The 23504-nt window shown below is 41.3% G+C and carries 22 protein-coding genes; 6 read left to right on the forward strand and 16 right to left on the reverse strand.

Going from position 1 to position 23504, the window contains the following annotated elements:
* Positions 1 to 110 precede the first annotated feature (110 nt).
* The 4 genes from AOC03_RS03535 to AOC03_RS03550 form a co-directional block, all read right to left on the reverse strand.
* On the reverse strand, positions 111 to 644 hold the full coding sequence (locus tag AOC03_RS03535) for an acyl-CoA thioesterase (protein ID WP_062533627.1): 534 nt from the start codon (positions 642 to 644) through the stop codon (positions 111 to 113).
* A 209-nt stretch (positions 645 to 853) separates the two neighbouring features.
* The gene (locus AOC03_RS03540) at positions 854 to 2242 is read right to left on the reverse strand and encodes an NAD(P)(+) transhydrogenase (Re/Si-specific) subunit beta (RefSeq protein ID WP_062536430.1); all 1389 of its coding nucleotides are present in this window, start codon (positions 2240 to 2242) and stop codon (positions 854 to 856) included.
* Positions 2243 to 2265: 23 nt separating this feature from the next.
* Positions 2266 to 2604, reverse strand: a complete 339-nt coding sequence (locus AOC03_RS03545; RefSeq protein WP_062536432.1) for a proton-translocating transhydrogenase family protein — start codon at positions 2602 to 2604, stop codon at positions 2266 to 2268.
* Between the two features lie 124 nt (positions 2605 to 2728).
* On the reverse strand, positions 2729 to 3895 hold the full coding sequence (locus tag AOC03_RS03550; protein ID WP_062533628.1) for an NAD(P) transhydrogenase subunit alpha: 1167 nt from the start codon (positions 3893 to 3895) through the stop codon (positions 2729 to 2731).
* Positions 3896 to 4348: 453 nt separating this feature from the next.
* On the opposite strand from AOC03_RS03550, the gene yaaA reads away from it, so the two are divergent.
* Positions 4349 to 5149 (forward strand): peroxide stress protein YaaA, encoded by an 801-nt coding sequence (yaaA, locus tag AOC03_RS03555; protein ID WP_062533629.1) that lies wholly within the window; start codon positions 4349 to 4351, stop codon positions 5147 to 5149.
* A gap of 49 nt (positions 5150 to 5198) precedes the next feature.
* On the opposite strand, the gene AOC03_RS03560 is transcribed toward yaaA, so the two are convergent.
* The 3 genes from AOC03_RS03560 to AOC03_RS03570 form a co-directional block, all read right to left on the reverse strand.
* Positions 5199 to 5885, reverse strand: a complete 687-nt coding sequence (locus AOC03_RS03560) for a DUF6988 family protein (protein WP_062533630.1) — start codon at positions 5883 to 5885, stop codon at positions 5199 to 5201.
* A 180-nt stretch (positions 5886 to 6065) separates the two neighbouring features.
* Positions 6066 to 7715, reverse strand: coding sequence for a chaperonin GroEL (gene groL, locus AOC03_RS03565; protein ID WP_062533631.1), 1650 nt, complete (start codon positions 7713 to 7715; stop codon positions 6066 to 6068).
* Positions 7716 to 7803: 88 nt separating this feature from the next.
* Complete coding sequence (locus AOC03_RS03570; RefSeq protein WP_062533632.1) at positions 7804 to 8094, reverse strand: co-chaperone GroES; 291 nt, start codon at positions 8092 to 8094, stop codon at positions 7804 to 7806.
* 518 nt (positions 8095 to 8612) lie between these two features.
* On the opposite strand from AOC03_RS03570, the gene AOC03_RS03575 reads away from it, so the two are divergent.
* The gene (locus AOC03_RS03575) at positions 8613 to 9371 is read left to right on the forward strand and encodes a DUF3108 domain-containing protein (RefSeq protein ID WP_062533633.1); all 759 of its coding nucleotides are present in this window, start codon (positions 8613 to 8615) and stop codon (positions 9369 to 9371) included.
* A gap of 136 nt (positions 9372 to 9507) precedes the next feature.
* On the opposite strand, the gene AOC03_RS03580 is transcribed toward AOC03_RS03575, so the two are convergent.
* Complete coding sequence (locus AOC03_RS03580) at positions 9508 to 9903, reverse strand: hypothetical protein (protein ID WP_204247940.1); 396 nt, start codon at positions 9901 to 9903, stop codon at positions 9508 to 9510.
* 370 nt (positions 9904 to 10273) lie between these two features.
* On the opposite strand from AOC03_RS03580, the gene AOC03_RS03585 reads away from it, so the two are divergent.
* Positions 10274 to 11782, forward strand: coding sequence for a YihY/virulence factor BrkB family protein (locus AOC03_RS03585; protein ID WP_062533635.1), 1509 nt, complete (start codon positions 10274 to 10276; stop codon positions 11780 to 11782).
* Positions 11783 to 11935: 153 nt separating this feature from the next.
* Positions 11936 to 13210 (forward strand): cation:proton antiporter, encoded by a 1275-nt coding sequence (locus AOC03_RS03590; RefSeq protein WP_062533636.1) that lies wholly within the window; start codon positions 11936 to 11938, stop codon positions 13208 to 13210.
* Between the two features lie 100 nt (positions 13211 to 13310).
* On the opposite strand, the gene AOC03_RS03595 is transcribed toward AOC03_RS03590, so the two are convergent.
* The 3 genes from AOC03_RS03595 to AOC03_RS03605 all read right to left on the reverse strand — a co-directional run bounded on the left by AOC03_RS03595 (position 13311) and on the right by AOC03_RS03605 (position 16275).
* A complete protein-coding gene (locus tag AOC03_RS03595; RefSeq protein ID WP_062533637.1) occupies positions 13311 to 13859 on the reverse strand; it encodes a DUF2127 domain-containing protein in 549 nt (182 codons plus the stop codon).
* The gene (locus AOC03_RS03600) at positions 13852 to 15024 is read right to left on the reverse strand and encodes a dihydroorotase (RefSeq protein WP_062536434.1); all 1173 of its coding nucleotides are present in this window, start codon (positions 15022 to 15024) and stop codon (positions 13852 to 13854) included. The genes AOC03_RS03595 and AOC03_RS03600 overlap by 8 nt, the downstream gene beginning before the upstream one ends.
* Before the next feature lie 177 nt (positions 15025 to 15201).
* Positions 15202 to 16275 carry an aspartate carbamoyltransferase catalytic subunit gene (locus AOC03_RS03605; RefSeq protein WP_062533638.1) on the reverse strand — a complete coding sequence of 358 codons (1074 nt, stop codon included), beginning with the start codon at positions 16273 to 16275 and terminating at the stop codon, positions 15202 to 15204.
* 345 nt (positions 16276 to 16620) lie between these two features.
* Here AOC03_RS03605 and AOC03_RS03610 point away from each other — a divergent pair, with 345 nt between their 5' ends.
* A complete protein-coding gene (locus AOC03_RS03610; protein ID WP_062533639.1) occupies positions 16621 to 17604 on the forward strand; it encodes a class 1 fructose-bisphosphatase in 984 nt (327 codons plus the stop codon).
* Between the two features lie 53 nt (positions 17605 to 17657).
* Positions 17658 to 18452 carry a TrmH family RNA methyltransferase gene (locus AOC03_RS03615; RefSeq protein WP_062533640.1) on the forward strand — a complete coding sequence of 265 codons (795 nt, stop codon included), beginning with the start codon at positions 17658 to 17660 and terminating at the stop codon, positions 18450 to 18452.
* Between the two features lie 100 nt (positions 18453 to 18552).
* On the opposite strand, the gene AOC03_RS03620 is transcribed toward AOC03_RS03615, so the two are convergent.
* The 5 genes from AOC03_RS03620 to ilvC all read right to left on the reverse strand — a co-directional run bounded on the left by AOC03_RS03620 (position 18553) and on the right by ilvC (position 23347).
* Positions 18553 to 19485 carry an electron transfer flavoprotein subunit alpha/FixB family protein gene (locus tag AOC03_RS03620; protein ID WP_062533641.1) on the reverse strand — a complete coding sequence of 311 codons (933 nt, stop codon included), beginning with the start codon at positions 19483 to 19485 and terminating at the stop codon, positions 18553 to 18555.
* A 94-nt stretch (positions 19486 to 19579) separates the two neighbouring features.
* Positions 19580 to 20329, reverse strand: coding sequence for an electron transfer flavoprotein subunit beta/FixA family protein (locus AOC03_RS03625; RefSeq protein ID WP_062533642.1), 750 nt, complete (start codon positions 20327 to 20329; stop codon positions 19580 to 19582).
* Between the two features lie 711 nt (positions 20330 to 21040).
* The gene (locus AOC03_RS03630) at positions 21041 to 21253 is read right to left on the reverse strand and encodes a cold-shock protein (RefSeq protein ID WP_057758834.1); all 213 of its coding nucleotides are present in this window, start codon (positions 21251 to 21253) and stop codon (positions 21041 to 21043) included.
* Between the two features lie 411 nt (positions 21254 to 21664).
* A complete protein-coding gene (locus AOC03_RS03635; RefSeq protein ID WP_062533643.1) occupies positions 21665 to 22090 on the reverse strand; it encodes a hypothetical protein in 426 nt (141 codons plus the stop codon).
* A gap of 240 nt (positions 22091 to 22330) precedes the next feature.
* A complete protein-coding gene (gene ilvC / locus AOC03_RS03640; protein ID WP_062533644.1) occupies positions 22331 to 23347 on the reverse strand; it encodes a ketol-acid reductoisomerase in 1017 nt (338 codons plus the stop codon).
* Between the last annotated feature and the right edge of the window lie 157 nt (positions 23348 to 23504).

The raw sequence follows: 23504 nt of genomic DNA on the forward strand, positions 1-23504 counted from the left end.
AATGATACCTTTATGGTAAATATTAAAATAAGGGTGATAAGAATAAGGTAGCTTATCCTAGCAAAATTTGTCAGAGGATTATAGTCAAGCGCACGTTTCACGTTACTTTATCATGAGGATAGCGTCGATTTCACAGCGTTTTGATGGGTATTCCAAGTGGTGACAACATTGGTGAACTGCTCGCCTATCATATTAAGCTCACTTGGCGGACACGCACCTTGCTTATTCACCAAGACTACCTTGGTCATACCCACTGCCATCAGCTGATTTTTTACAAAAAACCGATGCGTAAAGTAAATATATTTATTATCCCAGCCTACTACCTGACTGTTCACCGACATTTTATCTAAAAATTTCACCTCTTTTAAATAAACCATCTCTTGCATGGCGATAATCCAACGTAAGGATTTGATTTTCTTTTGATGACAACATGCCAGCAGCCATTGAGTAATATTTAATTCAATAAAAGATAAATAGCGATAATTGGGCAAATGATTACGAAATCCCATGTCATGCGGTAAGATACGATAATGGCGTAGCGTGGGTGCGGTCACTGTCTCTAGGCTCAGCTGTCCCGTTGATTGCTGTTTTTGTTGCTGCTTAAGTAAACTGACCATAATAAAAAAACGTAATAGCATGTTCATAGGTTGCTCTCTTATGGGTTGTTTAGCACGCCTAAGAAGTCATGCTAAAAAAGCAAACTTCCAAGCGCAAAAAAGTCACCGCAGCGACTTTTTAGCAAATTAGCAAAAATACTAATCTAAAAATGACATTATCAAATAGTAACATGGTAGTTGATTTGCACTAGACATCCGTGTAAACGCAAGCGTGTCATGGACACATAAGGCATAACTTAGCTACTTAAACCATTAACACTGCGTACCATTTCTTCAACCATTTTTTTGGCATCACCAAATATCATCATGGTTTTATCCATATAGAATAAACTGTTATCTAAGCCTGCATAACCAGTGCTCATTGAGCGTTTAATAACCATAACCGTCCGCGCTTTATTGACCTCTAAAATCGGCATACCAAAAATTGGCGACGTCGGATCATCTTTTGCAGAAGGATTGACCACATCATTAGCCCCGATGACCACAACCACATCGGTACTGGAAAAATCCGAGTTAATGTCATCCATCTCCAAAATATCATCATAAGGAACGTCCGCTTCAGCAAGCAATACATTCATATGCCCTGGCATCCGCCCAGCAACCGGATGAATGGCAAAGCGCACATTTACGCCTTGTTCTTTTAGCAGCTCATACAATTCTTTAACTGCATTTTGGGCGCGACCTTGTGCCATACCATAACCTGGGACGATGATGACATCGCTGGCATTTGCCATTAAAAACCCCGCATCTTCTGCTGAACCTGATTTATAATTTTTGGGAACGCCATTATCTGTAACAGCTCCCACTACTGTCGTACCCATTCCACCAAATAATACGTTTAATAATGACCGATTCATCGCTCGGCACATAATGTAAGACAAAATTGCACCCGATGAGCCCACCAACGAGCCCGCGATAATCAACATCGAGTTACCCAAAGTAAAGCCAATACCTGCCGCTGCCCAACCCGAAAATGAATTTAATAATGATACGACTACTGGCATATCGCCGCCACCGATAGGCGCAATCCACATCCAACCAAATATAATAGCGATGCTAGCCATGGCATAAAATGCGGGTAGTGAATCGGTCGTAAAGTAGAGTACGCCAAAACCTATCATCGCGATAAACAAGAGTGCTTGGACGGGCTTGACCCAATTGCCAACTAAGGTTTTTGCCCAGTTTTTTGCCGCCAATTTGCCAAAAGCGAAAACGGATGCGGAAAAAGTAATCGCACCGATAAAACAGCCGATAAATAACTCTAACCGCGCCACCGTACTATGTGCTTGTTCTGTATGTAAGACAGTAGCTAAGGCAATTGCTACCGCTGCCAAACCCACAAACGAGTGCATCAATGCGACCGTTTCCGGCATCTGGGTCATGGCGACTGTTTTGGCTTTCCATAATCCGACAATTGCGCCCAGTATCATGGCAGCAATAATTAACCACAATACTGGTCCTTCTGCCAAGAAAAAGGTAGTTAGCACAGCTATCGCCATTGCTACCATACCCAAGCGATTACCACGAATAGCGGTCTTTGGACTAGATAAACCACGTAAAGTTAAGACAAAGAGGATGGCACCGATTAAATAAAACCAATCCGCATTTGCCGCAATCACATTCATATCTACTAATGGGGTTAAATCGCTCATGCATCACCTCCACTTTCAGTCGTAACCACTGCGGCTTTTTTAGCTTTGGGTTTAAACATGGAGAGCATACGCTCAGTAACCGCAAAACCACCAAAAATATTAATACTGGCTAAAAATACTGCAAAAGTGCCAAGCAAGCTGGTGGCGGTAAACATAGAGCCATCGATAGTCACGGTTTGGAGCATGGCGCCAACAATGACAATACTGGATAAGGCGTTGGTCACCGCCATTAATGGGGTGTGCAACGCAGGCGTGACGCCCCAAACCACGTAATAGCCAACAAAAACAGCCAATACAAATACGGTAAAAATCGCTACAAAAGGCGTGCTATTCATGACTTCACTGGCTGGTGTCGCCGTTAAAACAGTCGCAATCATCTTATCCTCCTAAAAATATATTTATGACCACTTACTGGTATTTATGAGTACATATCGCTTGATTATGGGGCTTTTATGACGTTTAACGCTTGGCGATCCTGACTTGACCTTCATGAGTGACTGCCAATGCGCCTTGGATTTCGTCTTTCATATTGATATTAATGCTTAGGCTGTTGGTTGATGGATTATCACAACTATTATTGTTATCAGTAGATATTAAAGTTGTGATGACATTAAGCAAATTATTGGCATAAAAATCGGACGCTTGCGCTGCGAGCATCGATGGAATATTACTAGCCCCAACGATACGCACGCCATTCTCTGTAGTAATCGTTTCATCTGCGACACTGCCTTCAACATTCCCACCCGTTCCAGCTGCCATATCAATCAGCACCGAACCTGCTTTCATTTTGACAATCGTTGCTTGATGTACCAAGCGCGGTGCTTGCCTGCCAGGGATTTGCGCCGTAGTAATCACGATATCAGCAGCAGTTACTGCCTTATCCACCACCGCGGCTTGGTCTTTAATATATTGCTCTGACGGTATCCAGGCATAGCCGCCTGTTGCTTTGGCTTTTTGCGCTTCATCTGCGCTCATCGGTACATCGAGCCATTTACCACCAAGCGATTCCACCTGTTCTTTGGCATCAGGACGCAGGTCACTGGCTTCAACCACCGCGCCTAAACGCTTAGCCGTGGCAATGGCTTGTAAACCTGCAACCCCAACGCCCAAAATAACCACTTTAGCTGGCTTGACTGTACCCGCCGAGGTCATAAACATCGGAAAAGGACGCGTATATTCATTAGCCGCCAACAATACGGCTTTATAACCGGCAAGATTCGCCTGCGATGACAGCACATCCATATTCTGCGCACGTGACAAGGTGCGCGGTAGCAACTCCATGGCAAAGGCAGTGACGCCTTTTTCAGCATACGTTTCAAGCTGAGTATTACGATAAGGGTCTAGCATACCGATGACTATTTGCCCAGATATCAAGCTATCCATAATCGTCGTTGGCAAGTCCTGTACGGTAGTGATGATTTGCGCATTAGCAATCACATCAGCGCCACTACTGGCAATCATTGCGCCTGCTGCTTGATAACTATCATCAGAATAATAAGCGGCTTGACCTGCACCTGACTGCACCATCACCTCAAACCCAAACTTACGCAGCTTTCTGACCGCGTCTGGAGTGAGCGCCACACGGTTTTCATGGGCGATATCTGCACTAATCACACCAATTTTCATATCATCTCCTGATATTTACGGACTATTTTAGGAACGTCTATCTGCATAGATACCTATCAATAAGCAAAATAACTCACCACAACGTACTTTTATAAAATAATGCGCCCTTAAAAGATTTTGGCTGCGGTTTACACCAAGAATAAATTCGCCAACTATCAATTAAATAAATGAGATGTTTCTTTATCATCACACCTTTTTATTATAGAGACATCATTTGCTAACTTTCATCGCTTATTGATGACCACTAAGTAAAATAAAAAGTTAAGGATTTATGCCACTTTCATAACTTTTATTGCTATATTTGGAAGGTTTTACTTTTACGTTCGTTATAGTTAGCACGCCATAAGATAAATCATCCAAAGCCTTACAGCGTTTATCTCATAGGCAGATTGGTATAGCTAATACACGCTTTATGGTATGGTAGGCACATCCTATTCAACACAAGGCATACCTATGTATTTTGTCCTATCCCCTGCTAAATCCTTAAACGAAACCGACGCTGTACCCTTAGATATTGCCAATCATTACAGTCAGCCCGCTCTGATTACTGAAGCGGCGGCGCTCATCAAACAGCTTAAAAATAAAGACCCATTAGATTTACAAGAGCTGATGCATATCTCCTCTGAGCTCGCGACGCTAAACGCTGAGCGTAATCAGAATTGGCAAGTGCCGTTCACAACAGATAACGCAAAGCCCGCCGCTTATTTATTTGACGGCGATGTCTATACAGGGCTTGATAGCTATGACATGGATAAAGACACCATGCTGTATTTAAATAATCATTTAGGAATCTTGTCAGGATTATATGGGTTGATAAAGCCTTTAGATTTAATCCAACCTTATCGATTAGAGATGGGCACTAAGCTTAAAAATGAGCGCGGTGATAATCTGTATGAATTTTGGGATACGCGAATTACCGCACTATTGAATAAACGTATTAAAGAAAGTCAGCCAGATAATGACGATAAAATATTGATTAATTTAGCGTCGAATGAATACTTTAAAGCGGTCAAAAAGAAAGCGCTAAAAGTAGAAATTATTACGCCACGCTTTGAAGATGAAAAAAATGGCACGTATAAGGTTATTAGCTTTTATGCCAAAAAAGCACGCGGACTGATGGTGAAATATGCCGCTGATAATAAATTGACCGACGTTGAGCAGCTTAAGACGTTTGATTTGGCAGGATATTATTATTGTGCGGATGCGTCTGATGATAAGACGTGGGTATTTAGAAGGGATGAGAGTGCTCAGTGATCAGCCCTTCTTCTAACATTTTAATACGACCTAATTCTTCAAGATTTTATCATGATATACCGTAGAATCTATCCATAATTTCAGGTGTATGCATTGGTAAACAATCTAAATAAACATATTGGAGATTAAGTACTTCTTGCATTATTTCATTAGATTCGACTAATGTCGCAAGTAACATTGCTTTTAAAGCTTCTAGTCCATTAGAGTTCTGTAGAATCTGAATCATTAAGGGTTCTGGAAACCAATCTTTTCTTCTAGAAAATGCATGCATACCACTATGAACATATGAGTTAGAAGCTTTTAAAGCCATATCTTTAAATTCTTGCATTAGCATTAATGCTTTTTTAGGAACCTTGCCTTCTTCTACTTTAACCTCAAGTTCGGATAAAATAACGTTAATTGTAGGTATTCGTTTTTCGGCTTGCTTTACATTCTGCTCATTTAAAGGTTTATTAAACCTCTCAATAACATCATTAGAAGCTATCCAGTAAAGCCACTTTGCTCTTAATAAAGATTCAAACTGTAAACGTAATAAGCTACTTGCTGAAACACTGCAACGATTCTTCGCTAAAATATGAATGGCATGGCCATGTTCTGAAGATATATCGGCCAAAACCAGAGTAGCTATATCTTTGTGTTTAAGTTCCTCAAATGTCGAAACATTCTTAGTTTCTCTTAACAGTGCCTCACGAAATTCAAAAGACTTTGAACAAAACTCATTAAAGGTGGTTTGCATAACTATCCCTTTATATAAATATTTATTTTAATTCATTATAATTTAGAGAGTTTAACTAAGCTATTGTAATGCACATTAAAAAAGCCCCAGCTCATTGAGTTGGGGCTTTTTCTTAGCAGTTATCATCAATATCTATCACTGATGATTTTTAGCTAATGGGAATATTGGGGTTAGTGCAGCTTACATCATGCCGCCCATTCCACCCATACCGCCCATTCCACCAGCACCGCCCATGCCAGCCATACCGTCATCGCCTTGTGGCAAATCAGTAATCATGACTTCGGTCGTTAGCATTAAGCCTGCAACAGATGCCGCATTTTCTAGCGCTGAACGTGCTACTTTGGCTGGATCAAGGATGCCCATCTCTAGCATATCGCCATACTCGCCAGAAGCTGCGTTGTAACCGTAGTTACCGCTGCCACTCTTCACTTCGTTCACTACTACTGACGCTTCTTCGCCTGAGTTAGTCACGATTTGACGTAATGGGGCTTCCATTGCGCGACGTAAGATATTGATACCCGCGTTTTGGTCATCATTATCACCACGTAGTTCAGACAATGCATTCATTGCACGAACCAAGGCTACACCACCACCAGGTACAACGCCTTCTTCAACCGCGGCACGAGTGGCATGTAGCGCATCATCAACGCGATCTTTCTTCTCTTTCATTTCAGTTTCAGTTGCAGCGCCAACTTTGATAACGGCAACGCCGCCAGCAAGTTTCGCCATACGCTCTTGAAGCTTTTCTTTATCGTAATCAGACGTTGATTCTTCAACTTGACGTTTGATAGATTCAACGCGGTTTTCGATATCAGCAGAGTTTCCAGCGCCATCAACGATGACGGTGTTTTCTTTACCGATAGTGACTTTTTTAGCCGTACCCAATTGCTCAAGTGTCGCCGTCTCAAGGCTCAGACCAATCTCTTCAGAGATAACCGTACCGCCAGTTAAAGTCGCGATATCTTCAAGCATTGCTTTACGACGATCGCCAAAACCTGGTGCTTTTACCGCACAAGTTTTTAAGCCGCCACGCATGTTATTCACAACTAACGTTGCCAATGCTTCGTTTTCTACGTCTTCAGCAATGATTAGCAATGGCTTGCTTTGTTGCATAACTTGTTCAAGTAATGGCACGATTTCACGGATATTGCTGATTTTTTTATCAACAAGCAAGATGTATGGATTTTCAAACTCAGCAGTCAAGCTGTCTTGTTTGTTAGCAAAATACGGGCTGATATAACCACGGTCAAACTGCATACCTTCCACAACTTCCAAGGTATCTTCAAAGCTTGAACCTTCTTCAACCGTGATAACGCCTTGCTTACCGACTTTTTCCATCGCTTCAGCAATTAATTCACCAATTTTAGTGTCTGAGTTAGCTGAGATAGAACCAACTTGAGCAATCGCTTTTGAATCGTCAGCTGGGGTTGATAGCAAATGAATTTGCTCAACAGCCGCGCGAACCGCTTTATCGATACCGCGTTTTAGATCCATTGGATTCATGCCAGCAGCAACTGACTTCATGCCTTCTTGCAAGATTGACTGAGCCAATACGGTCGCAGTAGTCGTACCATCACCAGCGACATCATTGGTGCGGCTAGCCACTTCACGTACAAGCTGAGCGCCCATGTTTTCAAATTTGTTCTCAAGCTCGATTTCTTTAGCAACCGACACACCATCTTTAGTGATGGTAGGCGCGCCAAATGATTTATCGATAACGACGTTACGACCTTTAGGGCCTAAGGTTACACGTACTGCGTTTGCTAGAACGTTTACGCCGTCCATCATTTGTTTACGGGCATCAATGCCGAATTTTACGTCTTTTGCCATGTTAAATTACTCCACTATTATAAGTATGAGAATACAATTGAATGATTTGATAATACAGTTAAGAGTGTTATTTATTAAAATTAATAAATTAACCTTCTAATACACCCAATACATCAGCTTCTTTCATAATCAATAGTTCTTCGCCGTCAACTTTTACGGTTTGACCAGCATATTGACCGAACAATACTTTGTCGCCGACTTTTACGTCTAGCGCGCGCGTGTCGCCGTTATCACGAATCTGACCGTTACCAGTTGCCAATACTTCACCTTGTGAAGGTTTTTCTTGTGCAGAACCAGGAAGCAAAATACCACCAGCCGTTTTTGTTTCTTCTTCTATGCGGCGGACGACAATACGGTCATGTAAAGGACGAATGTTCATCGATATCACTCCAAAAGTTGGTTAGATAAATAAAGGATTTATTTGAGTTCATGGTCTCAATACTGACACTCTGTTCATCATAGACGATTCAAGATAAGTATTGAGCTTGTTCCCAAAAATGGGGGCAATAGGAGTGCGCTTCAAGAGTAAAGGCATAAATTTTATAAGAATACGCTCTAAAATAAGTGATTCATCCGTATAACCATTATTTTTAATCAAAGCCCAAATCTTTATAAGTTGTAAAATATAGACTTGATAGTGATTCCTTGATAGTGATTACTTGAGAAATATAAGCGTTTAAATAAAGTAAGTAATAGCCTTAGCCACCGCTCGCTACCTACAGCAACAACACTAGCGTTTGCGCAACATTAGCAACAAATACTCAACGACCTTACGCCTAGCTATCCTTGAAAATGTAACAGAGTATAACCATCATAGTGGCTACTAATAATATTGACCAAAATACTTACAAGCATTATCAACAATAGTGATAGCGTAAAACCAATAAAGGAATAATAATGAATTCACCAAAAATCGTAAATGACCAGTCTATTCAAGAAAAACCTAGCAAGTATAAGCTCTTGTCAGCGTTGACAGCGGGAGCGAGTATTGCTGCTATTAGCGCATTGAGTATGGCTGCGCCTAGTCTTGCCAGCGCAAAAACTATTCAGCCTTCAAATGCTGACTATAACTTTACCATTGAAGACAAATATAAAGGTACGGCAACCCGCACTTTAAATAAGTCAGGTAATAACTGGAAATATGACGTTAAAGCACGCGTTGCTGGTGTGGCAACCGCGTCACAAAGTAGCGCTTTTACGATTGCAGGCAATAACGTGATTCCCACACAAGCCAGTACTACTTATAAGTTATTCGGCATTGGGCGTACTCATAATCTGAATTTTAATGCAGGTAAAAAACAAGTTTCGAGCAGCTATAAAGGTAAAACGGTCAACCTGAGCATGGCACAGCAAGCCTTTGATGATTTAAGCTTAGAGATGCAAATTCGTCAGGATTTATTAAATGGTAAATTCTCTGGTAACTATTATATGGCGAAACACGATAAAGTCGAAAAAACACCGTTTAAAAAATCTGGCAATACTAAAATAACCGTTCCTGCCGGTACTTTTGATACCGTACGTGTTGACCGGATTCACGATGACAACAGCCGCTCGACCAGCTTTTGGCTTGCGCCAAGCTTAGATTATTTGCCTGTGAAAGTGAGCCAAATTAACGATGGCAAAAAAATGGATTTGGAATTGACCAAAGTTAATTAAAGTGCAATGAATCTAATTTTTATCTTATTCACCTTCAATGTATCTGTAGTGATAAATAACAATGATAAATAAAAAAAGCGGTAGCCCAAATCAGGCTGCCGCTTTTTTTAAGTAATTTTTATTGAGCAATAAACCGTTAGTGTGAACGCGGTTTTTTTATTACATTATTCATTGAAGGCAGTCGTTTTAACAGCATAAATAACCACGTATTAATCAATAACAATAATACAAAATCAGCCACATAAACGATAATTTCAAGTCCGCTACTACCATAAACCCGCGTAAACAATACCACGCCACTAGCACCCAAATAAACCAAAATGAGCATACTCGCCACTAATAACGCATAAGGTGAGCGTCCCCGTAACATCCACGGTGTTACGATAAACGCAGGGATCAGCCATAGCCCTTGCCATGCAATACCACCGATAATATCAGGATGCGTCTGATTAAGCATACTAATCAAAATGGGCAAACCTAGCAGCCGATACACAAGCCACACTGACCACGTGAGCATCAAGCGTTGCTGCATGGAAGCGATAGGCTTATTTACTTTGTCCACCGTAGCCGTTTTTTTAGGAATAGAAGAATGGTTAGTGGTCGCGCTAGTGGCTTTAGTATTAACATTAACGTTATCACTATTATCAGAATGGTTCGGCATTAGATATATTTACGTCCTAATTGATAGCATTACAGTAATACATTAAATTAGCGATGCCAGTCAGCTTGTGCTAATAAGGGTTAATAGGGAATATTTATGTCTACATTATGCCCGACTCATAAGCTGACATGCAAATATCACTTAACAAACTACTTTGCATTTCAATACAATTCATTGGCAGATTCCGTACTCCTATTTTTGCTACACTGTTGCTACTTCTTATCGCTCTTAGACGGTCAACATGGAAAACTTACTCAAAAAACTCCCTTTCTTACAACAGCGTTGGTTTCAGTTTTTGCGCTTTTTAACCAAGCATTTTCTTGAAGACAATTGCCAACAAAAAGCCGCCTCTCTTACTTACACCACCATGCTGTCCATTGTACCAATACTGACAGTATTGCTGATGATTTTGTCGTCTGTACCCGCACTGGCAACCGTTCGAGCACAAATTTATGAGATCATTTATAGTAATTTATTGCCACAATCAAGCTTACAAGTCAGCAAATATATCAATAGCTTTGCTGAAAAATCTACTAACTTAACGGCTATTGGGGCGATATTTTTATTTGTTACTGCCATTATGACATTGACCACGATTGAACGCGCCTTTAATCAGATTTGGCGGGTGGAAGAGCGCTCTGGTGGTATCAAAAGTATGTTGCGCTACTGGGCGATTGTCACCTTAGGACCCTTATTGTTGGGCACCGTCTTTATTGTGTCGAGTACCGTGCAAAGCTTGAGCTTTTTAAATCGGCAAATCGCTGGATATGGCATTGATTGGTCATTTTGGGTACAAGTGGTATCCATTGCCATCACCGTCGCTGGTTTTATTGCCATGTATTGGTTTATTCCAAAAGCACGAGTGCCGGTGAAAAATGCGGTTATTGCCGGTGTTTTTGTGGCAATCATGTTTGAGTTACTAAAGTATAGTTTTGGTACGGTCATGAGCAACTTTACCAGCTATGAAGCTATCTATGGCGCATTTGCGGCAATCCCAATTTTATTACTTTGGATCTATTTGGCATGGAACTTAATTTTATTGGGTGTTGAAATCAGTTATACCTTGACCATTTTTGGCACTCAAGAAGTGTATCCGCGTCATCCTTTGCTGAGCTTACTGGATATGCTTAATTTAGTGTATACCAACCACTTAAAAGGCGATTCAGTTAGCGAGCAACAGCTGCGAGATGTGTTGGGTCGTAAGGAGTTGCCAAAATGGTACACCTATATTAACTATCTTGAAGACAGCAAACTCATTACCATGACTGAAAAAGACGAGTATGTGCTGAAAAAAGATTTGAGTAATATGACGTTATGGGATTTTTATCGTACTCTACCTTATCCGTTGCCGATTAAAGATGAATTGGATGAGATGAGACAAGAAGACCAACAGCCTTGGCTCGGATTGCTAGTCGGTCGCTTTGAAAATACGGAAGCCTGCGCCAAACAACAGCTCAATTTGCCGTTAGCGGACATCTTTGCTCAAAGCGAACCGCGCAAAAAATCATCAACAGATAATAAAGATAACGCCAAACCTCATAGTTCAACTAACAAAAATACGCCGCGCTTCGAGGCAGAAGCTTATGACAAAGACAGCGATGTGGTTTATGACAACCATAATCATGAAGCAGTACTTCCAGAGGATAACAGCAGCCGTAGTAGAGATACTGGACCAACAACTAGGTCGAGTAAAAACGATAGTAAAGGCAACATTATCACTGAAGCGGATAATCCAGAATCTCATAATTAGTCAGTAGAAAGAAGTACTAATGGCTTGTATTACAATAAAGTGCTACAAGCCTGATTCAGCTAAGCGTCCATGGAATAACAAAATAAGCACTGCATACTATCCGTACAAGCATTAGTCTTGGAGTAATTTCTACCGCAATCTGAGACTCTTTCCATGGCATCTACAACTGGCATGACCGTGCTCGATATTAGTGCTATCTTTTTATCTATTACCGCCTTACTAACCTATATCAATCACCGCTTTATTGGTTTACCAACGACGATTGGGGTGATGGTCATCTCTATATTACTGTCTATTGGCGCCATATTTTTAGGGTTTTTAGGGTTTGATCAGCTGATTGATTATGAAGTTAGCTTATTAAATCAGCTTGATTTTACAGAGGTTTTACTGGATGGAATGCTATCCATGCTCCTGTTTGCAGGGGCTTTACACGTCAATATTGGGGACTTAAAGCGCTATAAGTTGCCTATCGGTATTCTTGCTTTTTTTGGCACTGTGCTCTCTGCTGTACTTATTGCGACTGCCATTTATTTTATGCTGCCACTGTTTGGTTTTGATATCTCTTATATTTGGTGTCTATTATTTGGTGCCTTAATCTCTCCTACCGATCCGATTGCGGTCATGGGTATATTAGCCTCAGCAGGCGCGCCAAAAAGTATTGAGACGGTCATTGCAGGCGAATCCTTGTTTAACGATGGTGTTGGTGTGGTCATCTTTGTACTATTACTAGGAATTTTATCTAGTGGTGACATTCCAACAGCTAATGACGTAGTGCATACGTTGGCTGTCGAAGCTGGTGGCGGTATTGTCTTTGGTTTAGGGTTGGGCACAATTTTATATTATATGCTCAAAAGTATTGATAGCTATCAAGAAGAGGTGCTATTAACACTGGCAGGCGTCATAGGTGGCTATGCGCTGGCAAGCCATTGGCATCTGTCAGGACCTTTGGCTATGGTGATGATGGGGATAATGGTTGGTAACCGTGGGCGCGAATTGGCAATGAGTGACAAGACGCGCCACTATATTGATCTGTTTTGGGAATTAATTGATGAAATTTTAAATGCGATTTTGTTTGTCTTAATCGGCCTTGAAGTGGTAATGATAGCGTATTCTGGTAATTTATTTATGGCGGCAGGTTTGACCATCATTATTGCCCTATTGGCGCGGCTTATTGTGGTCGGTATGACCACTAGAACTTTTAGACACCAACTTAACCTACCAATAGGTGCATGGAAGGTACTTACTTGGGGTGGTTTACGCGGAGGTATTTCGGTTGCTTTGGTATTACAGCTACCGTCAGGTACGGAGCGCGATATTTTATTGGCACTAACTTATGCGGTCGTAGTGTTCTCAATTTTGGTACAAGGTTTAAGTATTGGCAAAGTCGCCAAAACCATTTGCCCTACTGAGAAGCCAGAAAACGTTTAAGTAAACATTTTCTTAATCCATAAAAAAGCCAGCATTAAAGAGAGTTTCTTTGTGCTGGCTTTTTATTATTAATATCATCTGTCAGGCAAAACTTAAAACTTTATATCAAACCTTTGCGTTTCATATTACGATAAACCACGATAACGATGATAATGTTTAATAGAAAAATACCCAACTTAAACCAGTCAAATGGGCTAGTGACTAAATAGTAAAGTTCAATGGGAATAAATATGCCATAACCAATGACACTAAACCAATATGCCCACGTTTTATCTTGCCATAAGCCATAAGCCTCAATGAAACGTAAACTGGCATAAGCGAAAATTAATAATAAAAATAGTGGCCAGTTTTTACTGGCTTGCTGCGCGATTTGCACCGTACTGTCGACTTGAGGTGCCAAAAACTGACCAAATTTCTGCTGCCAAGTATGCGTCGCAGTCGCAAGCCAACGCTCAAGATCGGTATGCCAAAACCATAAAGCACTCGCTCCTAATAGTGCGCCCACACCTTTAACAATCTCATAAATGGCAACTGCCTTAATAGATTCGCTAGATTCGCTATGTGGTTTATTATCATTGCAGTTTATGCCATGACTTTTATCCAGCGAGGACGATTGCTGTTTGTCGTCCTGTGGGGGCAAATTAGCCAAAGAACGTCTCCACAACTTTACCCTGCAATTGCTGATTGAAAAATGGCGTGTTTTTACCATTTGATAGCATGGTATCTGCCGTTACTTGCCACTCAAGGTTAGGATCGACCAATACTGCACCACCAATACTTTCATACTGTGCGTCGATACCTGCGATTTTTGCTGGGTTAAGGCAAATTTTATCTACCAATTGCGCTACCGTAAGCACGTCATCACGTACCAATTGACACGCCAGCGCCATAAAGGTATCTAGGTTTGATATACCTGCGGTACTTTCGGCAAACGGTGCTTTCTTCGCCGTACTATTTAGCGGCTCATGATGACTACAAATCGCATCAATAGTGCCATCAGTTAATCCTCGACGCAATGCTTGCTGATCGGTGTTACTGCGTAAAGGTGGCAACACGTAAGCTTGGGCGTTAAAGCCTTCTAAATTATCATCGGTTAAATGTAGCTGATGCATGGCAACATCACAAGTCACCGGTAAATTTTTACCTTTTGCCCAACGCATGAGCTCCACTGAAGACTTACAACTTAATTGGCTAAAATGAGCAGCTATACCCGTTTCTTCTACCATCAAAAGTTGTGTCGATAGCGCCACAGTTTCGGCAATCCATGGAATCCCTTGCAGACCATGGTAAGAGGCAATATAACCTTCGTGAGCCACACCGCCCTTTGATAAGCTCGGCTCATCAGGATAAAAGAATACTTTCATCCCAAAAGTTGCCGCGTATTCAAGCGTTCTTAGCAACACCATATCATTCGCAAAAGGTTGGCGGGCGTTTGAGACGGCAATACAACCGCCTTTTTTAAGACCGGCAATATTAGATGGACGTTCGCCTTCCAGTCCTGCGGTCAATGCGCCGAGAACATGCAGATAAATCCCACCATCCTCAAGCGCACGCTCACGCAAACCTTTAAGCAGTGAGCCGTTCTCTAAAATGGGATTGGTGTCAGGTGGAATAACAACGTGTAAAAATCCATTCGCGCGTGCCGCCTTGCCTTCTGAAGCAAGCGTTCCGTGCTGCTGTTGTCCCGGTTCACGCAAGCGCGCGCACAAATCAACCAACGGCGGTAGTAGCCACGTTTCATGTTCAGTTGCCAGCTGAGCAGTGACCGCGCTTGGTAATGATTCTTTGAATACTTTAGGAAGTAAGTCTAACATCGGGGCATTCGGGGTTATAACATTGGTCATGAGCTTTATTACCGTAACAATAAAAATAAAATAAAATGATAAAGTGGGCAAGTTGCTTATAAAATAAATCCGCCACATTCAATAGAACTTGGTCGGCATCATTAATACTTTAGGCTTGCCATACTTTTAACGTTTTCGCATTGGTTATCATTTTCCAGCGGCTTGATGCGCACGCTGCCCTTCCATTGCCAGCGACAATACCGCCATACGAATGGCAATACCGTTATTTACCTGCGTCAGAATCACTGACTGCGCACCGTCTGCGACACTCGAAGCAATCTCAACCCCACGGTTCATGGGTCCTGGATGCATCACGATGGCATCAGGCTTAGCCAACGCGACGCGCTCTGGTGTAATGCCATAATGCTTATAATATTCATTAGACGAGGCTAATAGTGGCGAACCAATACGCTCATTTTGTATTCTCAGCCCCATGATGACATCACAATCGGTCACACAGCTGTCCATATCTTCATAAACTTTTACGCCAAAGCGTGCCATACCTTTGGGCAATAGCGTACGTGGCGCACAAACCCGAATGTCTTTAACACCTAAAGTTTGCAAAGCGCTAATATCCGAACGTGCTACGCGTGAATGCTTAATATCACCGACAATCGCCACCGATAACTCTTCAAACGGACGCGGCGCTTCACGGTGAATGGTCAGCATATCGAGCATACCTTGGGTCGGATGCGCGTGCCAGCCGTCGCCGCCATTGATAATCGCAATATCAGGGGTAACTTCTGTTGCCATAAAATGTGCCGCGCCCGATGCCGAATGTCGTACCACAAAGATATCAGCGGTCATCGCCTGCAAGTTCCACAACGTATCGCGTAGGCTCTCACCTTTCTTGGTGCTAGAGCGCTCAATATCAATGTTTAGCACATTAGCGCCTAAACGCTTTTCTGCCACTTCAAAGGTAGTACGGGTACGCGTTGACGGTTCAAAAAATAAATTCATGACCGTACAACCTTCAAGCTCAGGGCTATTAATCAGCTGACCCTTATCATCAAAGAACGTTTCTGCCTTGGCAATAATCGCTTGTAACTGGGCTTTATTTAGACCTTCCACCCCTAAAAAATGCCGAATACTGCCATCGCTGTTTAACTGCGGGCGACTTAACGACTTATTCAGCTTTTGATGAATGGTATTATGGTCGAATTTAGCGTATTCAGTCGGTGAGACTGTATTTTTAGCACTATTTTTTTCAGAAGTTGTCATAATGGTCAGTCTTTATCGTTGGTTTATATTGAGTCAATCACGGTTACTTATTCATATATGACCCTGACCATCATCATAGATACGAGGACATTTCAGCACTTATTTGCTACACTTCACCACAGTAGCATAAGACGCTGTGCTAAATCGGTATGAATTATGATGGACGGCACGCCTAAGCAAATGACAGATAATAATAGATATAGTGTAGCTGATTTTGTGGTCAGGACAAAGATACCGCGATGGCTATTTGTGTATTTACCAAGTTTGCAGCTTTATTTTGGCTTATTTTAACTTCTAATATTATTTTTTACTTTTTAATTATCATCTCATGTATCAGGAACTGTTATGACCACCCTAGCCCATTATCTAAACAATCATGCCTCTGACCCTGCGTTAAGTGATGTTATTACCACCATTACTGACGTTGGCAAAACCATCTCGCAACTCCTGAGAAAAGGGGCGTTAGCGGATATTTTAGGCGAAGCCGGTAATCAAAACGTCCAAGGCGAAGACCAAAAAAAGCTCGATGTACTTGCCAATGATTTACTGCTTGATGCGTTATCTAAAAATGCTCATTGCGCAGGTGTGGCATCAGAAGAGCTAGATAACGCAACGCCTGCCAATGCCGATGGTAGTTTACTGGTATTATTCGACCCACTTGATGGCTCGTCAAACATTGATATCAATATGGCAGTGGGCACTATTTTTTCAATTCTGCCGTATCAGCGTCAAGGTCAAAACAGTGAAAATAGCGATTTCTTACAAGCGGGCAATCAACAACTTGCCGCAGGCTATTTATTATATGGCACATCGACAATGCTGGCGTTAACCGTTGCAGATAATGTCGTCATGTTTAGCCTAGACCCAGATAGCGGTGACTATATTTTAATAAATGATAACGTGCAAATCGATGCAGACACCAGTGAATATGCGGTGAATAGCTCAAACTATCGCTACTGGCTTGCACCAATGCAACAATATATTGATGAGTTAATTGCTGGCGAAGTAGGTGTTCGCGGTCGCGACTTTAATACACGCTGGGTTGCTGCGATGGTTGGTGATGTGCATCGTATCTTATGCCGTGGTGGATTATTCACCTATCCATTCGACACCAAATATGCACACAAAGCCGGTAAACTGCGTCTGATGTATGAAGCCAATCCGATGAGTTTACTCATTGAACGTGCAGGTGGCGGCGCAACTGACGCTGTCAATCGTATCCTTGATATTGAACCTACCGATATTCATCAGCGCGTGCCTGTGGTACTCGGTAGCAAAAATGAAGTTAACTATGTCAGAGACTTACATTTGCAGCATGCAGATAAATAAACCTTACTTTACATAAGCTATCTTCACCTCTATTTACTTTTAATTGGTCTGCTATGACATCGTATTTTAATGAGCTGATTACCTCAGATAAGAACCAAACGGTAAAACTGGCAAAAGCGTTATTGACCCAAGCTCGTCAGCGTAAAAAACTGGGACTGACCGTACTCGAAGGTACGCATTTAATTGATGCCGCCTTGCGTAGTGATTATCCGTTTGTACAAATTTTGGTCGCAGAATCCGCACAAACGCATAGCGAGGTGCAGCAAATTTTAACGCGTTTGCCGACCTATACGCCTATCTTAACCTTGTCCGATGCGTTGTATACCAGTATTCGCAGTTTAGGTACAGGCATTGACATTATGGCGATAGTCACCATACCAACGCCACGTTTGGCGGCGATTCATGAGGATTGTCTCATTCTTAACGATGTGCAAGACAGTGGCAATGTTGGCACGCTGCTACGTACTGCCGCCGCCGTTGGTATTAACACCATCCTATGCACCAGTGCCACAGCACAAGCATGGTCACCCAAAACCTTACGAGCAGGTATGGGGGCGCAGTTTGCTTTGACGGTCTATGAAGGGTTAAGTAACGCTGATATCTTAGACTATGTCAAAGTGCCGTTGTTTGCCACCAGTTCACACACCGATACCTTGATTTATGAGCATGATTTGCGTGCGCCAATGGCATGGATAATGGGGCACGAAGGGCAAGGCGTTTGCGCTGAGCTGATGCAATGTGCAACACCTATTGCACTACCGCAGCCCAATGGTCAAGAAAGCTTGAATGTCGCTATCGCTGGCTCGTTATGTCTGTATGAAACATTACGTCAACGCCAATATAGTTAATTATAATATTTCTTTAAGCATAAAAAATCCCGCTATTAAAAATAGCGGGATTTTTTTATTGAGAGAGTTATACAATATTCAGAGAATTATACAATAATAATTAAAGCTTGCTGGTCAATTCAGGTAGCGCTGTAAATAAATCCGCTTCTAAGAAATAATCAGCCACACTGGCGATAGGCGCATCTGAATCGTTGTTAATTGCAACGATAACTTTAGAGTCTTTCATACCCGCTAAATGCTGAATAGCGCCTGAAATACCAGCGGCAATATATAAGTCTGGCGCAACGATTTTACCCGTTTGACCGACCTGCATATCATTAGGTACATAGCCGGCATCAACAGCAGCGCGCGATGCGCCAATAGCAGCACCAAGCTTATCTGCCAACGGCTCAATGTATTTAGTGAAGTTTTCGCCATTTGCCAATGCACGACCACCTGATACCACGATTCTAGCAGAGGTTAATTCTGGACGGTCAGATTTTGCCATTTCTTCGTTAACAAAGCTTGCCTTACCAGACTCTTGCACATTATCAATGGTTTCAATAGTAGCTGTACCACCTGTATCGGCTACTGGATCAAAACCTGTGGTACGTACAGTCAACACAATTTTATCTTCAGTTGTTTTTACTGTTGCCGTGGCATTACCGGCATAAATAGGGCGTTCAAAGGTGTGCGCATCAATGACAGCAGTAATATCAGATATCATACTGACATCAAGTAAAGCGGCAACACGCGGCATAAAGTTTTTGCCAGTCGTAGTAGCAGGTGCAATAATATGACTGTAACCGTCTGCGATACTTACCACTAATAGGGCGATATTTTCTGCCATTTGATGTTCATAAGCCGCGTTATCAGCAAGTAGTACTTTACTGACGCCTTCAGCCTTTGCCGCTTCGTCCGCAACCGCTTGATTACCACGTCCAGCGACTAAGACATGAACCTCATCACCCATTTGCTTAGCAGCAGCGATTGTATTTAAAGTTGCCTTTTTTAGACTGGCATTGTCATGTTCTGCATATACCAAAATTGCCATTATTCTTATCCTTTATTTATTTTTTCAGGTTGTCACACAGCTTCAAAAAATAGCGCTAAAGGTCTCATCGTCCGATGCGCATCGTCACAAAAGCTTAAATTACTTTTGCTTCATTTCTGAGCTTATCAATCAACTCATCAACTGAACCTACCTTGATACCGGCTTTACGCTCAGCAGGTGGAACAACTTTAATCACTTCTTGCTTAGACGTCATATCAACACCAAAATCAGCTGGCGTTTTTTCATCTAGTGGCTTTTTCTTCGCTTTCATGATGTTTGGTAGCTTAGCGTAGCGTGGTTCATTCAAGCGTAAGTCAGTCGTAATCACCGCAGGTAGCGCTAGAGCGACCGTTTGTAGCCCACCATCTACTTCACGAGTAACATTGACGGTATCGCCTGCAACTTTCACTTCTGACGCGAATGTTCCTTGACCGATACCCATCAATGCGGCAAGCATTTGACCCGTTTGATTGTTATCATCATCAATGGCTTGTTTGCCTAACAGGATAATATCAGTACCTTCTTGCTCAGCAATACTTTTTAGAATTTTTGCGACCTGTAGCGGATAAGGCTTAGCATCGGTTTGAACCAACACCCCACGGTCAGCGCCCAATGCTAATGCGGCACGGATTTGCTCTTGTGATTCTTTTGGACCAATAGAAGCAACGATAATTTCATCAATAACGCCCGCTTCTTTTAAACGTACCGCTTCTTCAACCGCTATCTCATCAAAAGGATTGATCGACATTTTAGTATTCGTTAAATCTACACCAGAGTTATCCGCTTTGACTCGAACTTTAACGTTATAATCGATAACACGCTTGACCGCGACTAATGCTTTCATACATTCCTCTTTTATTAATGTTATGAGTTAAAAATTTATCAATCAACCTGATTAAATCATCCGAATTTAAAATTTTACTGCAAGGCAATGGTTCAGTAAGCAAGTATTTATTAGAAAATATCAGTATATTCTGAAGTAAAACCTATCGACGTAACAATTAATAGTCAATATATCTAACTAGTCATATCTACTGAGCTCAAACCTACTACCATTCATTTATTAGACCTAGCTATCTTGCGTGAGCACGCTGATAAGGTCAAGACAACGCCGTGAATAATGCGTCATAAATTTGTCACTATTTTATGAAAAATAGTATCCTATTAAAAAATAGCATTTCACCACAAGCGACTAGTATCTTCTCTTATTATCCTGTCTATAGCTTTTTTAACTTTATAGCATCTGTAAAACTATAATGGCTGAACTTTTTGTTATTATTTACTATGATTCAGCATTTTTTAGATATTTTAACAGTGTGAAACCATAGCATGGCTATAGCGTGAGCGTGCGTCACCTGATACAGCTATATAACATATACATTAACATTAAGCTTATTTTATTGACAAAAAAAAGCAACCTGATGAGAGGTTGCTTTTTTTATACAGTCTAAACAATATTTTTTTTGTTTTAACAAACAAAGTAATCAATGCTTACTTATCATTTTGTTTTATCGAACTTGACTGATAAATCAATCAAGCTCAACAGTAACCAAAATTAGATAGCTTCGATTTGCTCAGCTTGTGGGCCTTTTTTGCCATCACCTAAGATGAAAGACACTTTTTGGCCTTCGGCTAGAGTTTTGAAGCCGTTACCTTGGATAGCGCTGTAGTGAGCGAATACATCTTGTCCGCCGTTGTCTTGAGCGATGAAACCAAAACCTTTAGCTTCATTAAACCACTTTACAGTGCCTTCAACTTTATCTGACATAAATTTTCCTAACTCTTTAACTGTTGGCGAGACGTGTGTCATCACCGATTAATTGATATATACTCATCTAACTTTCAAGCAAATGCTTGTGCTAAAACTATACAATGTCTTTACAACATCTTATTTTTTTAGTCTCAAATCCTATGAGTACATCTGCAGTATAACATTTTTTATTCACAACGGAATATTAAATTAGATATTTTTGTAACTATTTTTCTCAGAAAAACCACAAATATATGTTTGTTTTTGAGCAGCTATTTTTGCTGTTATTTTATAGTAAATAGCTTAAAGAATGAGCCTTTATAGCGATAAGTCTAGCCATAGGTCAATATACTATTACTAATAATAAATAGACATTTGTTATTAGTAAATCAATGACCTCACTCGGCTTAGGTTTTTAATAAATAGCGGCTAAAATGCTATTGGCAACCAAGGCGCAGCCAAAACTAGCAAACATAATCCGAAAAATATTAGGGCAAATGACTGGCTATAAGCAATATATTTAGTCGGTACGACCAAGTCTTCAGCAGAGTCAGGAATACCACGACGCTTGAGCAACCGTATACCATAAATCCATCCAAACACGGTGTAGATACCATAAGCAGCAGGGACGGTGATGGCTAAGGGCGTAAAATCAAGCATATACAGCATGACCGTCGAGACAAAAAACCATGCAGTATCTATTAAAGAGCTGAACTGAAAAAATGAGGATTTGGGTAATTTACCCGCATTACGTTTGAGCATCTCGCCTTCTATCCATATCAGAACGGCAACTACGGCGCTGAGAACGATATATGCAGTTTGCGGCGTCAGCCAGTCTGGAAAAGATATTTGCACAACACACAACCTATTATTTAAGAATAAAAAATGAAGGAACAGTCAGCTTGTCGAGCACTATGCCGGACTCATATATAAGGTGGCTGTCACTGCTTTTCAAGTTAAATGCTAAAGTAACCAAAATTTTATACATAACAATGCAATTAAAAAACCCATGCTATCTAGTCGATAGCATGGGTAATAATCAGTCTTAAGTATGCATAGCTAAGCTAGCTACTGATAATGACTTATGATAATTATTTAGTTTTTATCTTTATCAATGATTTTGTTACCACCAATCCATGGCATCATAGCGCGCAATTTAGCACCAGTTACTTCAATTTGATGCTCAGCATTGTTACGACGACGAGCAGTCATTGATGGATAGTTAGTCGCACCTTCAGAGATGAACATTTTCGCGTATTCGCCAGACTGAATACGTTTTAGCGCGTTACGCATCGCTTCACGTGATTGCTCATTGATAACTTCAGGACCAGTCACATATTCGCCGTATTCAGCGTTGTTACTGATTGAATAGTTCATGTCAGCGATACCGCCTTCATACATGAGATCTACGATAAGCTTTAGCTCATGTAAGCACTCAAAGTATGCCATTTCTGGTGCATAACCGGCTTCAGTTAAGGTTTCAAAGCCCATTTTAACGAGTTCAACTGCGCCGCCACAAAGTACTGCTTGCTCACCAAAAAGGTCAGTTTCAGTTTCGTCTTTAAAGGTAGTTTCGATGATACCTGAACGACCACCACCAACACCAGCAGCATAAGATAGCGCTAGTTGTTTGGCTTGACCAGAAGCATCTTGGTAGATAGCGATAAGATCAGGAATACCACCACCTTTTACGAATTCATTACGTACGGTGTGACCAGGTGCTTTAGGGGCAACCATAATGACGTCAAGATCGCTACGCGGCTCTACTTGATTGTAGTGAATGGCAAAACCATGAGCAAAGGCAAGGGTTGCACCCTCTTTGATGTTAGGTTCAATCTCGTTTTGATATAGCGCTTTTTGGAACTCATCAGGCGTCAAAATCATGACGACGTCAGCCGCTTTTACCGCATCGGCAACTTCAGCGACTTTTAAGCCAGCATTTTCAGCTTTTTTCCATGAGCCTGAATCAGCACGTAGACCAACAGTCACATCAACACCAGATTCTTGTAGGTTCAATGCATGCGCATGACCTTGTGAGCCGTAACCGATAATAGCAACTTTTTTGCCTTGGATAATAGATAGATCACAGTCTTTGTCATAAAAAACGTTCATAAGTAGAGTCCTTTTCCTTAATCATGGAGAGCCATGGGTAGTTAACGCTTATATCACCGCCATTATATAAGAACAGTGCGTGTTATAAGCGTTATTTTAAATTTGAAATAAATAGTTTTATATATAATGATTTTTTACCATTCCTGCTTTTATCATT

Origin of the sequence: Psychrobacter urativorans (genome assembly GCF_001298525.1) — a bacterium.
Classification (GTDB): domain Bacteria; phylum Pseudomonadota; class Gammaproteobacteria; order Pseudomonadales; family Moraxellaceae; genus Psychrobacter; species Psychrobacter urativorans_A.

Excerpts from the sequence above, each read along its gene's own strand:
- AOC03_RS03610 (WP_062533639.1), top strand. The coding sequence starts at position 16,621 with ATGACCACCCTAGCCCATTATCTAAACAATCATGCCTCTGACCCTGCG.
- AOC03_RS03585 (WP_062533635.1), top strand. The coding sequence starts at position 10,274 with ATGGAAAACTTACTCAAAAAACTCCCTTTCTTACAACAGCGTTGGTTT.
- yaaA (WP_062533629.1), top strand. The coding sequence starts at position 4,349 with ATGTATTTTGTCCTATCCCCTGCTAAATCCTTAAACGAAACCGACGCT.
- AOC03_RS03570 (WP_062533632.1), bottom strand. The coding sequence starts at position 8,094 with ATGAACATTCGTCCTTTACATGACCGTATTGTCGTCCGCCGCATAGAA.
- AOC03_RS03575 (WP_062533633.1), top strand. The coding sequence starts at position 8,613 with ATGAATTCACCAAAAATCGTAAATGACCAGTCTATTCAAGAAAAACCT.
- AOC03_RS03630 (WP_057758834.1), bottom strand. The coding sequence starts at position 21,253 with ATGTCAGATAAAGTTGAAGGCACTGTAAAGTGGTTTAATGAAGCTAAA.
- AOC03_RS03600 (WP_062536434.1), bottom strand. The coding sequence starts at position 15,024 with ATGTTAGACTTACTTCCTAAAGTATTCAAAGAATCATTACCAAGCGCG.
- AOC03_RS03545 (WP_062536432.1), bottom strand. The coding sequence starts at position 2,604 with ATGAATAGCACGCCTTTTGTAGCGATTTTTACCGTATTTGTATTGGCT.
- groL (WP_062533631.1), bottom strand. The coding sequence starts at position 7,715 with ATGGCAAAAGACGTAAAATTCGGCATTGATGCCCGTAAACAAATGATG.
- AOC03_RS03540 (WP_062536430.1), bottom strand. The coding sequence starts at position 2,242 with ATGAATGTGATTGCGGCAAATGCGGATTGGTTTTATTTAATCGGTGCC.
- AOC03_RS03605 (WP_062533638.1), bottom strand. The coding sequence starts at position 16,275 with ATGACAACTTCTGAAAAAAATAGTGCTAAAAATACAGTCTCACCGACT.
- AOC03_RS03620 (WP_062533641.1), bottom strand. The coding sequence starts at position 19,485 with ATGGCAATTTTGGTATATGCAGAACATGACAATGCCAGTCTAAAAAAG.
- AOC03_RS03535 (WP_062533627.1), bottom strand. The coding sequence starts at position 644 with ATGAACATGCTATTACGTTTTTTTATTATGGTCAGTTTACTTAAGCAG.
- AOC03_RS03550 (WP_062533628.1), bottom strand. The coding sequence starts at position 3,895 with ATGAAAATTGGTGTGATTAGTGCAGATATCGCCCATGAAAACCGTGTG.
- ilvC (WP_062533644.1), bottom strand. The coding sequence starts at position 23,347 with ATGAACGTTTTTTATGACAAAGACTGTGATCTATCTATTATCCAAGGC.
- AOC03_RS03580 (WP_204247940.1), bottom strand. The coding sequence starts at position 9,903 with ATGCAGCAACGCTTGATGCTCACGTGGTCAGTGTGGCTTGTGTATCGG.
- AOC03_RS03625 (WP_062533642.1), bottom strand. The coding sequence starts at position 20,329 with ATGAAAGCATTAGTCGCGGTCAAGCGTGTTATCGATTATAACGTTAAA.
- AOC03_RS03560 (WP_062533630.1), bottom strand. The coding sequence starts at position 5,885 with ATGCAAACCACCTTTAATGAGTTTTGTTCAAAGTCTTTTGAATTTCGT.
- AOC03_RS03615 (WP_062533640.1), top strand. The coding sequence starts at position 17,658 with ATGACATCGTATTTTAATGAGCTGATTACCTCAGATAAGAACCAAACG.
- AOC03_RS03590 (WP_062533636.1), top strand. The coding sequence starts at position 11,936 with ATGGCATCTACAACTGGCATGACCGTGCTCGATATTAGTGCTATCTTT.